At 43.5% G+C, this 12,989-nt stretch carries 9 protein-coding genes and 1 pseudogene; 6 read left to right on the top strand and 4 right to left on the bottom strand.

Going from position 1 to position 12,989, the window contains the following annotated elements; all coding sequences use genetic code 11:
• Nucleotides 1-336, top strand: a pseudogene (locus AB7E53_RS05115) (lamin tail domain-containing protein); the annotation flags it as partial.
• A gap of 2 nt (nucleotides 337-338) precedes the next feature.
• Here the strand turns inward: AB7E53_RS05115 and AB7E53_RS05110 are convergent.
• The gene (locus AB7E53_RS05110; RefSeq protein ID WP_079682343.1) at nucleotides 339-2,009 is read right to left on the bottom strand and encodes a nucleoside kinase; all 1,671 of its coding nucleotides are present in this window, start codon (nucleotides 2,007-2,009) and stop codon (nucleotides 339-341) included.
• Between the two features lie 84 nt (nucleotides 2,010-2,093).
• On the opposite strand from AB7E53_RS05110, the gene AB7E53_RS05105 reads away from it, so the two are divergent.
• From AB7E53_RS05105 to AB7E53_RS05095, 3 genes are all read left to right on the top strand, one after another.
• Nucleotides 2,094-3,899, top strand: coding sequence for a Na/Pi cotransporter family protein (locus AB7E53_RS05105; protein WP_179399855.1), 1,806 nt, complete (start codon nucleotides 2,094-2,096; stop codon nucleotides 3,897-3,899).
• A gap of 104 nt (nucleotides 3,900-4,003) precedes the next feature.
• Entirely contained in the window at nucleotides 4,004-6,079 is a 2,076-nt protein-coding gene (locus tag AB7E53_RS05100) for a beta-galactosidase (RefSeq protein ID WP_446774540.1), read from the top strand.
• Between the two features lie 111 nt (nucleotides 6,080-6,190).
• On the top strand, nucleotides 6,191-7,204 hold the full coding sequence (locus tag AB7E53_RS05095; protein WP_446774546.1) for an NAD-dependent epimerase/dehydratase family protein: 1,014 nt from the start codon (nucleotides 6,191-6,193) through the stop codon (nucleotides 7,202-7,204).
• Here the strand turns inward: AB7E53_RS05095 and AB7E53_RS05090 are convergent.
• The 3 genes from AB7E53_RS05090 to dusB all read right to left on the bottom strand — a co-directional run bounded on the left by AB7E53_RS05090 (nucleotide 7,201) and on the right by dusB (nucleotide 10,171).
• Nucleotides 7,201-7,992 carry a head GIN domain-containing protein gene (locus AB7E53_RS05090; RefSeq protein ID WP_179399857.1) on the bottom strand — a complete coding sequence of 264 codons (792 nt, stop codon included), beginning with the start codon at nucleotides 7,990-7,992 and terminating at the stop codon, nucleotides 7,201-7,203. The two genes, AB7E53_RS05095 and AB7E53_RS05090, sit on opposite strands and share 4 nt — an antisense overlap.
• A 26-nt stretch (nucleotides 7,993-8,018) precedes the next feature.
• Nucleotides 8,019-8,867 (bottom strand): head GIN domain-containing protein, encoded by an 849-nt coding sequence (locus AB7E53_RS05085; RefSeq protein WP_068181439.1) that lies wholly within the window; start codon nucleotides 8,865-8,867, stop codon nucleotides 8,019-8,021.
• Nucleotides 8,868-9,157: 290 nt separating this feature from the next.
• Nucleotides 9,158-10,171 carry a tRNA dihydrouridine synthase DusB gene (gene dusB, locus AB7E53_RS05080; protein ID WP_068181436.1) on the bottom strand — a complete coding sequence of 338 codons (1,014 nt, stop codon included), beginning with the start codon at nucleotides 10,169-10,171 and terminating at the stop codon, nucleotides 9,158-9,160.
• A 290-nt stretch (nucleotides 10,172-10,461) separates the two neighbouring features.
• Between dusB and AB7E53_RS05075 the strand changes: the two genes are divergently transcribed.
• Together AB7E53_RS05075 and AB7E53_RS05070 are read left to right on the top strand one after the other, a co-directional pair.
• Nucleotides 10,462-11,565, top strand: a complete 1,104-nt coding sequence (locus AB7E53_RS05075; protein ID WP_446774538.1) for an SGNH/GDSL hydrolase family protein — start codon at nucleotides 10,462-10,464, stop codon at nucleotides 11,563-11,565.
• Between the two features lie 97 nt (nucleotides 11,566-11,662).
• Nucleotides 11,663-12,922, top strand: a complete 1,260-nt coding sequence (locus AB7E53_RS05070; RefSeq protein WP_176421695.1) for a peptidase U32 family protein — start codon at nucleotides 11,663-11,665, stop codon at nucleotides 12,920-12,922.
• Nucleotides 12,923-12,989: the final 67 nt, after the last annotated feature.

Below are 12,989 nucleotides of genomic sequence, written 5' to 3'. Positions count from 1 at the left end.
CCAGGATTCCAAAATACTCAATATGGAGTAATAAAAGACGGTCCTCAAACCAGTATTGAAATTCCGGTATTCTCGCCAGAGAATAATTGTTGGAATCTAGCTTACCATACAGATCAATCGGGTTACAGTTGTAGAATCATGGTATTTGATCCTGCCGGAAGACAAGTAGCAATCCTGAAAAACCACGAATTAATCGGCCAAAAAGGTTCTCTCTTTTGGGATGGAAAAGGAAACGGCGGAAAAAAGCTTTCCGCCGGCCTATATATTCTGTATGCAGAGATTTACCACCCTTCGGGAGTAATCTACCGCTCTAAGAAAGCATTCTCGTACTTCTGATATCAGTAACTGAAGCTGCTTCCGCCTAAGAACTCCCGTAAAAGGGATGTAGGAGGAAGTTCAGTTTCATGAATGTAATTGAAATAACGTAAGAAGCGTAGCAAACGGTAAGCCTCAGCATTCTCTTCTTCTATTTCAAGCACTTCCATCAAAATGGGCTCAGCATATTTACGCAAGGCTGCCAGTTCATACAGCATGGCACTGTTAAACATGGCATCGGCATTCTCCTGATAGGGAAAAATCCACTTATCTTCGCCTTTTCGCACACTCTCCCACCTTGCGATCGTGTCTTTGGCCGAATAGCCTCTGAAACGATAATCACGTACGATCCTTCTCAACAACCGGTTATCAGTTGTTGGAATCCAGTTATGATTATCCAGTGAAATTGAGGTAAGCGCAGATACGTATACCTTATACTTATAGTGATCATCTAAAATTGAGGTGAGCTCCGGATTCAATGCATGTATACCTTCAATTATGAGAATAGAATTCGGTCCCATTTTCAATTTGTTGCCTTTGTAAATTCGGGAACCTGTTTCAAAGCTAAATGTTGGCAATGCGATTTCCTCACCGTTGATGGCCTTTTGCAGATCACTATTAAAATAAGGGAGGTCCAGTGCATAAAGCGACTCAAAATCATATTCACCTTTTTCATCTTTAGGTGTATGCTCTCTGTCCAGAAAATAATCGTCCAGCGAAATACTCACCGGATGAATAAGGTTGGTGATCAATTGAATCTGCAGACGTTTACAAAAGGTGGTTTTTCCGGAAGAAGAAGGACCCGAGATAAGGACCATCCGCACCCCATTGTCGCGGAAACGGCAGGCTATTTCCTCTGCTATTTTGGCTACAGATTTTTCCTGCATGGCTTCCGAAACCATAATAATTTCGGGAGTCATCCCTTTTCGTATCGCCTTGTTCAGATCGCCAACATTATTCAGCCCCACCGTATCCAGCAGAGTGAGATGCTCCTTATAAGCTTGAAACATCTTATCCTGCTTAATTACAGGTTCTAGCTCCTGAGGGTCGGACCTACGGGGTATTCGAAGCAAAACGCCATCGAAATAGGGAACAATGTCAAACAGTTGGATATATCCGGTAGAAGGTGTTAGACAACCATAAAAATAATTGATATAGCCATCCAGGTCGTAATACATTGTATAGGGCATCCCGGTTGTTTCCACAAGCAGCTCTTTATCGAACAAACCCCGTTCATGAAAGAGCTTGACTGCATCGGATGTTCGGGTGTTCTTAAAGCGAAAAGGTATGTCGGCATCGATAATCTCACGCATGCGTGTACGGATCTTTTCGATGGTCTGATGATCTATTGATTTCCCATTATGTATCTTGCAAAAATACCCTTTGGAAACGGGATGTTCCAAATTGAGCGTAGCCGTAGGCAATACATCGTGAACTGCTTTGGAAAAAATAAAGCAGAGGGAACGGACGTAGGTACGCTGACCAGACAATTGTGTATAATCGATAAACTCCACATCCTTAGGGTAATAACAACGAAATGTAAGTCCTTCCACTTTATTGTTTACCCGGGCATTCATGGGCCGGTTCTTAAGCGGTGATCCCACTGCAGTATAAATATCCAGCAGGGTGGCTCCCAGGGGTACATCTTTATATACGTTGTTATTCTTACAGTAAATTGTGATGGTTTCTGTCATAGTTATTCAACATTTATTTATAGATTTGCATGATAAAGTTAGGAATATAAATCGGATTTTACTATCCAATTAAACGATTTTTAAATGGATTATTCATTTTTTGATTTTCTGACCCTTATCGGATCATTAGGTTTATTCCTCTATGGAATGAAGATAATGAGTGAAGGGCTCCAGAAAGTCGCTGGGGATAAACTTCGTTCTATCCTGTCGGTAATGACAACCAATCGGGTTACAGGAATTCTTACAGGGGTATTAATTACTGCACTCGTTCAATCATCTAGTGCAACAACCGTTATGGTTGTAAGTTTTGTAAATGCAGGTCTGCTTTCGCTGGCCCAGTCCATCGGAGTAATCATGGGGGCAAATGTGGGAACAACCGTTACTGCATGGATTATTTCTCTGTTTGGATTTAAAGTAGATATCAGTATTTTTGCATTGCCCTTAATAGGGATAAGTATTCCTCTGATATTTTCAGGAAAAAGTAAACGAAAGTCCTGGGGGGAATTTTTTCTAGGCTTCTCTTTTCTTTTCATGGGACTCTCCTTTCTTAAATCATCCGTTCCGGATCTCCAAAGTAACCCTCAGGTTCTTGCATTTTTACAGAATTATACATCAATGGGATTTCCTTCCCTACTTATCTTTCTTTTCCTTGGAACCATTTTAACAATCATTGTTCAGTCTTCCAGCGCAACAGTTGCAATTACTTTGATTATGTGCACCAAAGGATGGATTCCTTTTGAAATGGCCGCAGCAATGGTTTTGGGAGAGAATATTGGTACAACCATTACGGCAAATATTGCTGCTATTTCAGCCAATGTCTCTGCAAAACGTGCAGCATTAGCTCATTTGATGTTTAATGTGTTTGGTGTATTTTGGGTTTTAGTGGTTTTTTATCCATTCATCCAAATGATTTCTTGGATAGTGACTAATTTCGGACCAGGAGATCCAAATGGAATTACCCACTTCCTAAGTAAATTAGATCCACGTACTATATCGCTGATTACTTCCAATATGGAGCTTACAGATCCATCATTGGTAGCTTTACAAAAACAACTATTATCCTTACAAGTTTCTGTATCGTACGGATTATCCCTGTTTCATACGGTATTCAACATCCTCAATGTATGTATTATGGTATGGTTTGTCAAATTCTATGTTTACGTTTGTTCGGCAGTTATCAAACCCAAAAACGTAGCCGAAGAAGAAGAATTCCAGCTTCGGTATATCCCTTCGGGAATGCTTTCCACATCCGAGCTATCGTTGATGCAGGCAAAGAAGGAGATAGCCGTTTATGGAGACCGGACCTATCGTATGCTTGGCATGGTGAAAGAGTTGTTCTATGAGAAAAACGAAGATAAGTTTCTTAAAATTTACAGCCGGATTGAAAAGTATGAAAGCATAAGCGACCGGATGGAAGTTGAAATAGCAAATTATCTTACCTTTGTAGCCGAAGGTCGTTTAAGTTCCGAAAGCAAGGAGGAGATCCGTATCATGCTTCGGGCTGTTACGGAGATTGAAAGTATAGCCGACTCGTGCAATAACCTGGCCCGTGCCATCAAACGACGCAATGAAGGGAAAGGCGAGTTCACCGAATCGTTGAACCATAATATGGACCAGATGTTTGCGATAGTAGATCAGGCTTTACAACAAATGAATGTGATCTTACATAAACCGGAAGCAGTTCATGATGACATCAATGTCTCTTATAACGTGGAGAATGAAATCAACAATTACCGGAACCAGCTAAAGATCAAGAATATGGAAGATGTTAACAACAAAGCCTATGATTACCAGGTTGGGGTATACTATATGGATATGGTAGCCGAATGTGAAAAACTGGGTGATTACGTTCTTAATGTTGTTCAGGCAGTTATAGAAAAGAAAATTTAAAGCTGTATTTAATCAGAAAAAGGCACAGCTTTCAGGGTTGTGCCTTTTTTTTCAACCACAAATAGACTAATGAATTTTTGAGTATTTATTTAATTGTAAAAACCATGATCAGAGTATTTTGTATTGTTATTTCGCTATGTATTTCCTGGGGATTGATTGCCCGGGATAAAAAAGAGTTTTTCCCAAAAAAGAATCTGACTACCGTTGGAGCCTACTATTATCCGGAACATTGGGATGAGAGTCAATGGGACCGCGATCTAAGGAAAATGTCTGAAATGGGATTTGAGTTTACCCATTTTGCCGAATTTGCATGGGCACAGCTCGAGCCCGAAGAAGGGAAGTACGATTTTGCATGGTTGGATAAGGCTATAGCTATCGCCGCTAAGCACAACCTGAAAGTTATATTGTGTACCTCCACCGCAACTCCACCGGTATGGTTGACACGTAAACATCCGGAAATCCTGATAAAAAATGAAAACGGAACGACGGTGGACCATGGGGCCCGTCAGCACGCCTCATTTTCAAGCACCTTCTACCGCCAGTATTCGCTTAAGATGATTGCTGAACTGGCTAAAAGGTATGGTAAAGACAGCCGGATTATGGGGTGGCAGCTTGACAATGAACCGGGTGTTCGTCAGGACTATAACACCGATGCGCTATTACGTTTCCGGTCATTTCTACGGAATAAATACAACAACCAGATCCAGGAGCTCAACAAGGCGTGGGGAACAGCTTTCTGGAGTCAGATTTACAGTTCATTTGATCAGATTAATTTCCCCCTTCCGTCAAATTGGGGACAAAATCCCCATCAAATGCTGGACTATAGAAGGTTTACCGCCTACGAATCGGCCTCTTTCCTTGATGAACAAGCTGCTGAAATCCGTAAATATAGTACTCCCGAACAATGGATCACCTCTAACTATATCCCGGATTATTGGGCTGGACACATAGGAAAATCCAAGTTGTTCGACTTTTACAGCTACACACGCTATATCGTTTCAGCGGGACTCGGAATCGGACAAAAGGGGTACCGTATTGGGGATCCGATGCTAATTCCCTTTGCCAACGACTACTTCCGTCCGATTGGTGGTATGTACGGTGTAATGGAACTTCAACCGGGTCAGGTAAACTGGGGTACAGTTAATCCGCAACCTTATCCGGGTGCTGTCCGATTGTGGTTATGGTCGGTTTTTGCCGGAGGAAGCGATTTTACGTGTACCTATCGTTTTCGCCAGCCAATCTATGGCGACGAACAGTATCATGCAGGAATTGTTGGGACTGACGGTGTCACACCTTCAAGAGGAGGATTGGAGTATCAGCAATTTATTACGGACATAGCCAAGCTTCGGAAACTATATAATCCCAAAGCTCAACTTCCGGCAGAATATACCAAACGAAAAACCGCTATCCTGCATAATGTAGACAACACATGGAGTATGAGTAAGCAAAAACAAACCGTCGAATGGAATACCGATAACCATATTCAGAAATACTATAAGCCATTAAAGAGCTTCGGCGCTCCGGTAGATGTGGTTAATGAAGAAGCCGACTGGAACAAATATCCGGTACTTATCGCCCCGGCTTATCAATTGGTAGACGATCAGCTGATCGAGAAGTGGACAAATTATGCCAAACAGGGCGGACATTTGGTATTGTCTTGCCGTAGTGGACAGAAAGACCGCTTCGACCGCTTGTTTGAAATGCCATTTGGCGGAAAGATGGTCAATCTGATCGGGGCAAAAATGGATTTCTTCGACTTGCTTGTACCTTCAGATCCAGGTGCTGTACAAATGAATGGAAAGAGCTATCCTTGGGTTAGCTGGGGAGAAGTGTTTACTCCCGATAGCCAAACCGAGGTATGGGGTACCTATGTGAACGATTTCTATGCAGGCAAAGCAGCGGTACTGCATCGCAAGTTAGGCAAAGGAAGTGTAACTTACATCGGAGTAGACAGCAGCGACGGATCTTTGGAAAAGGATGTCCTTAAACGCGTCTATGCTTTAAACGGGACTTCATTGATGGACCTGCCTCAGGGAGTATGGATGGAATACCGCGATGGATTCGGTATTGCTGTCAATTACGGACCCGAAGCATTCGATTTCCCTCTTAACAACAAAGCACGAATCGTGATTGGAGAAAAGAAGATTCCTCTTGCCGGCGTTTTAGTCTGGGAAGAATAATCTCATCTAACGTAAGAAAGACAACGGTCTGCCGGTCCATGCTCACAGAGCAGGCGGCAGACCGTTCACTTTTTAATAAAAATATGTACATTTGCCCAAAATGAACGCATGATGAAAGTATTAATAACAGGAGCAAGTGGTTTTATTGGCGGATTTCTGGTGGAAGAAGCACTACGCAGAGGATACGAAACCTGGGCAGGCATCCGTGCCTCCAGTAACAGGAAGCGATTACAGGACAGCCGTATCCGGTTTATCGATTTACGGTACGACGACCCCGCAAAGCTGACGGAACAACTTACCGAACACGTCCGCCTGTATGGAGCCTGGGATTATATTATTCACAATGCGGGATTAATTAAAACATTGAAAAAGGAGAACTTCTACAAGGTTAATGCCGAGCAGACCCGGATCTTTCTGCAATCCCTTCAAGCATCGGGATGTTCTCCCAAAAAATTTATTCTGATGAGCAGTCTCAGTAGTTTTGGCCCGGGCGACGAAAAAACGTTCACGCCAATCAAACAGACCGATCCGCAAAGGCCCAATACAGTCTATGGAAAAAGTAAAATGCTGGCAGAAAAGTATGTTCGCGAACAGACCGGGTTTCCATACGTGATACTTTATCCTACAGGAGTATACGGACCGGGCGAACGAGACTATTTCATGGAGATACAAAGTATCAAATCCGGAATAGATATGGCTGCCGGATTTACTCCACAGCAAATCACCTTCATCTATGTAAAAGACCTGGCCCGGGTTGCATTTCTGGCCATTGAAAACGAAAAGGCGGTAAACAAAGCCTATTTTGTGGCCGACGGCGATGTGCATACCGACGAGTCTTTTGCCCGCATGATTCAGGATATTCTGGGCAAAAAATGGGTATTACGCGGACGGCTTCCTCTTGGTATCGTTAAAATAGCCTGCTGGTGCTCGGAGATGATTGGCAAAATCATCGGTAAGGAGATGACGCTCAACACCGATAAATACATCATCCTGAAGCAGCGTAACTGGATTTGTGATATTACGCCACTGCAGGATGACTTGAACTTCAAAGCCTCTTATCCTTTACGAAAAGGGTTGGAAGAGAGCATTGACTGGTATCGTAAGGAGGGTTGGTTAAAGCATTAATCTACTTTTGTAACGCTTCCCGACCCCATGTTTTTACTTTCAATTTGTGAAGCTGTGCCTTTATAGCGGATTTTACCGCTTCCGGCTACAGACGACTTGATACTGTTCATTACAGTAGCATCCACCTTGCCACTTCCGGCAATGCTGGAACTCAGATCGTTTATTTCACAATCAAAGGCGTTTACCTCACCACTTCCGGCGATATCCAACACTAAAGCCTTTACTTTACCTGCAAGATTGATGGCTCCGGAACCTGCAATATCACCGTCCACTTCCGTTCCTGTCAGATATGTGGCGTTAAACTTTCCACTACCGGCCAAATCAATCTTCACCTTGTCTACAAACGCAGTATCTTGCAACAGGATATCTCCGCTACCGGCAACATCCACCTCCAGCTCATTGGATCTGAAAGGACCTGCTACTATAAACTTGCCACTTCCTGCCAGGTCGAGCTTACGTAATTCTTTCGAATTACTCTTGATCACAAACTGAGTAGGACGCAGATTCATTCCTCTGCGCAACGGTCTTATAATAAGCTTACTTCCTTCAACTTTCACCTCAAGGACCTCTTTTATATTCTTATCCACCGTTATTTCCAGCGATGGTAACGAATCCACTTGTTGGTAAGTAAAATCCAAATGACCCCCACTCACGGCAATCTCGGAATAATCTCCAATCGCTACCTGTTCTGTAACCAGATTTCCATCTCCCTGAATAACATGCATCGAACATCCGGTAGCAAGCAGCAGCGTAACAATCGCCGAAAAGAAAAATACTTTTGTTTTCATTTTAGTTCGTTTTGTAAATTTTTTCATTAATTAGCTTTACGAATAGATCCCGATCCTGAGGTATGAAAATCCACATCGGGAGCTCCTTTATATTGAATGTCGCCGCTTCCGGAAACAGACGCTTTAAGTTTATTGGAAGCCAGCACTTTCATATCGCCGCTACCAGACACAGCACAAGAAAGGTCGCCAACCCGGCATTCAAACGCATTGATATTTCCGCTTCCAGACACAGCAAAGTCTCCTACATTGGCTATACCACCCAGGTTGGCATTTCCGCTACCCGATATTTTGGTCTCCAATTGATTCGTTGAAATATTTTTAAGATAAAGATTCCCGCTGCCACTCACTTTGGCCGAGAATACCGAAGTTTTAATATTTTCGGATGCGCGTACAGAACCCGACCCTGAAACAGAAAGCAACAGCTTATCGGAATCCAAACGGCCTTCAATGCGAAAATCATAGCTTCCTCCCACCTTCACCTCTTGCAAGGAAGGCGAATGTCCACGTAACTCGAAGCGTGTAGGATTCACCTGGATATTCTTTTTGGTCTGTACAATCAGCTGACGGTTTTCAACCTTGATCTCAAGGTATTCGATCAGGTTTTCATCTAAAGTTACCTTAAGCGCAGCAGGCGCATCGGTCTGACTATAAATAAATACGGGCGTGGAACCGCTGTTTTTCTCTCCCGAGAACAATTTTTTAATACTCTCTCCTAAAGAAGAAGATACATTTCCTCCCAAACGAATGGATGAATAATCCGAGACTTTGATTTCCCTGGTAACTACAGAACCATTCCCTTTAATGTTTGCAGAGGCCCAACTGCTAAGGGAAGCCATCACCAGAACAACTACCCAGATAATTTTCTTATTACACATATCGTTGAATATTTATGGTTTCTATTTGTTGATAAGACGTACAATATACTTCAATGGTTACACAAAGAACAAAGTTTTTTACAAAAATAAAAAAAGCCCGCCTAACACAAAGTCAGGCAGGCAGTTCTTTTTGCTTTTCAACGAAACAGTCTCCCGACTCCTTCCCTGCAAAGACTTGTTAACCTTAGATCTAAAATACTATGAAAAAAACTCGTTGCAAATATAAAACGAACTCTTCCATATTCAATCAAGTATTAACACAATTAATTGTTATATTGTCATATAAATTCTTAAATTTGATGTAAATCAATTTTTTCGGCCCCAATATTGAACTGTTCAGGTATATTATTCAAGATACCAAACAACTCATCAATGGTTTCTGCCCGAAGCATGGCTATGCGTGTAGACTTAAAATCGGCTATTCCCTTAAAGAGGGGAGTCGCAGCCAAATGTCGCCTGATATGTAAAATACCGCGCCGCTCGTCCAACCGTTCTATACTTTGCATCACCTGTCTTTTCAGCACATCCAGGTACCATTCAAAAGATTCGGCAGGCAGTTTGCTCCCGGTTTCCATAAAATGCTTTACCTCTCTGAATATCCAGGGGCGGCCGATACTTCCACGGCCAATCATTACGGCATCCACACCATAGGTATCGAAACGTTCTTTACATATTTCCGGAGAGGTAACATCTCCGTTACCGATAATAGGAATATGCATACGGGGATTGTTCTTAACCTGACCGATTAATTCCCAATCGGCTTCACCGGTATACATCTGGCTACGTGTACGTCCATGAATGGTAAGAGCTGCAATACCGCAATCCTGCAGCTGTTCGGCAAGCTCAACAATCACCTTGCTGTCGTGGTCCCATCCCAGACGGGTCTTCACCGTTACCGGCAGATTCACCGCCTTAACAACCTCACGAGTTATTTCAAGCATCATCGGGATATTACGTAACATCCCGGAACCGGCTCCTTTACCTGCTACTTTCTTTACCGGACAACCAAAGTTTATGTCAATAATATTGGGCCCTGCCGTTTCGCAAATCTTAGCTGCTTCAACCATGGGTTCAACTTCCCTGCCATAAATCTGAATCGCCACGGGTCGTTCCTCATCAGATACTGTAAGCTTCTGATGGGTTTTAGATACGTTACGAATCAACGCATCACTGGAAACAAACTCTGTATAAACCATGTCGGCACCAAATTGCTTGCACATCAACCGAAATGCAATATCTGTAACATCTTCCATGGGAGCTAAAAAAACCGGACGTTCGCCTAAATCTATAGAACCAATTTTCATTATTGTAATGTATTATTAAAAAAAGAACAGAAAACATTCCGGATGTACTTCGTAGGGATACCCTGATCCAAACGATCCGTGTTCTCCGATAGATTGTATATTGGGGACAAAAGTACTGCTTTTCTTACAAGAAAGCAGTATATTTGCCACGTTATCAATTCTTAATGTTATGAAACGGCCACCCTGTTCATATCCACGTCAAGCACGAAAAAGGAAGCATGTTGCCGGATCAATCGTATATTGTCTATAATTAGTTTGTATAAATATCAGATATAATTTAATATAAACTCATGAGAAAGAACCGATTTTCGCTAGTATTGTTCATTTTCGGACTACTTACAATCGCCGCCGGTCAGGCGCAGAAACCCACATCTCAAACAACTATCCCCGCCAGCAATCCAAACATAGCCTATGTTGGCCGGGTAAGTTTCACCAACCCGGAGTCGCCCTGTTTTACCTATCCGGGGGTACAGATACGAGCCTGTTTTGAAGGAACTTCCATTGCAATGCGTGTCAAGCCAAATAGTGGTTACTTTATGGTTGAAATAGACAACCGCGAACCCTTCAAGGTTGCATCCCTCGAAAACGATTCAGTTGTACAGTTGGCCGACAACCTGGACGATATCCTGCATCAAATAACCATCACGCTTGCCTACGAAGGCTATCAGCGCAGACCCGAATTCAGGGGTTTCCTACTCGATGCAGGAAAAACCATCCCCCAATTGCCACTGCTTCCCAAAAGGAAGATCGAATTCATCGGCAATTCAATTACCTGTGGATACGGAACCGAAGTTACAGATCCTAACGCTCCCTTCAAGGACGAGACTGAAAATCATTACTACACCTATGCTGCCGCCACTGCCCGCGCATTAAATGCACAAAGTCTGGTTGTTGCCCGTTCGGGCATCGGAATCTACCGCAATTACAATGGTCCAAAGACGGGCAACAAAGATTGTATGCCAGCCATGTACACACAGACTTTGTTTACAGATACGACCGAGGTATGGGACTTCAGCCGGTATACCCCTGATGTGGTATGTGTTAATCTGGGAACAAACGACGTAAGCACCCAACCTTACGATACCGGTTTATTAGAGAAGGGATATCGTAATTTTCTTAAAACGCTTCGGGGCTACTATCCCAAAGCAAAGATTGTACTATTAAGTGGTTGCATGTTAAAAGGAAAACCGCTTGAAGATGTCCAGACTGCCCTGAACCGTGTTGCACGCGAAGCCAATGATGCAGGCGACAGCCAGGTATACCGGTTCGACCTTACTCCCGCCGACGGAAGTCTGGGTTACGGTGCAAGCTGGCATCCATCCAAGGCACAGCAGTACAAAGGGGCCGACGAGCTGGTTCCTTTCCTGCGTTCCATCACCGGATGGGAATATTAACCGATCGTTCGAATTTATGTATATTAAGAAGTTTTGGAATGGTTACAGGGCAAATTTATGTACCTTTGCACCCTGTAACCATTAAAACATCAAGAAGTTGAGCGAAAAAGAATTTGAAATAATGGCGCCTGTCGGTTCATACGAATCATTGATGGCTGCTATTCAGGGAGGTGCCGACTCTATCTATTTCGGTATCGAGGGACTGAACATGCGTTCACGTTCGTCCAACAATTTTACAACGGAAGATTTACACAAAATAGTCGCCATCTGCAAAGAGAACGGCATCAAAAGCTACCTGACCGTAAATACGGTTATCTACGGAGAGGATCTTTCATTAATGCGAACCATTATCGATGCCGCCAAGGAGGCAGATGTTTCGGCCATCATTGCCTCGGATGTAGCTCCCATGAGTTATGCCAGAAGCATCGGTGTGGAGGTACACCTATCCACACAGCTAAACATATCGAACGTTGAAGCTCTTAAGTTTTATGCGCTGTTTGCCGATGTGGTTGTTCTGGCCCGCGAACTGAATCTCGAACAAGTAAGTGAAATATTCAGACAGATACAGGAGCAACAGATTAAAGGTCCTAACGGCCAGCTCATACGGATCGAAATGTTTGCCCACGGAGCTCTTTGCATGGCTGTTTCCGGTAAATGCTATTTGAGCCTGCACGAGATGAATGCATCGGCCAACCGTGGAGCCTGTATGCAGATCTGTCGCCGTGGCTATACCGTGAAGGACAAGGAGAGCAACATCGAACTGGATATAGACAACCAGTACATCATGTCGCCCAAGGACCTGAAGACGATTCATTTCATGAATAAAATGATGGATGCAGGAGTGCGTGTATTCAAGATAGAAGGACGTGCTCGCGGACCCGAATATGTACGCACCGTGACTTCCTGCTACAAAGAGGCCGTAGTGGCCTATTGTAACGGAACATATACCGACGAAAAGATTGAGGCATGGGACGAGCGGTTACGTTCGGTATTCAACCGGGGCTTCTGGGACGGTTATTATCTGGGACAACGGTTGGGCGAATGGAGCAGCAAGTACGGATCCGGTTCTACCAAACGCAAAGTATATGTGGCTAAGGGGATCAAGTATTTCAGTTCTCTGGGCGTAGCCGAATTCGAAATGGAGTCGGGTTCACTCAAGGTAGGCGACGAAATCCTGATTACCGGTCCCACCACCGGAGCAGTGATGCAGACCATCGATGAGATTCGCGTAGAACTCAATCCGGTTCAGGAAACCGTAAAGGGCGAACGCTTCTCGTTCAAGGTAGGAGAAAAAGTACGTCCATCGGATCGTCTGTACAAGATGGTTCCGGTAGAACAGAAAAAAGAGTTAAAATAACAAACACTACTAAAATCAGATTCCTGCCCTTGTGCGGCAAGGATCTGATTTCTTATATATCCATAAT

It is taken from the genome of Macellibacteroides sp. (assembly GCF_050251695.1).
In the GTDB taxonomy this organism is placed as follows: Bacteria; Bacteroidota; Bacteroidia; order Bacteroidales; family Tannerellaceae; genus Macellibacteroides; species Macellibacteroides fermentans.
Note: the sequence above shows the minus strand (reverse complement) of the source record. Positions and strands in the feature narration are given on the sequence as shown.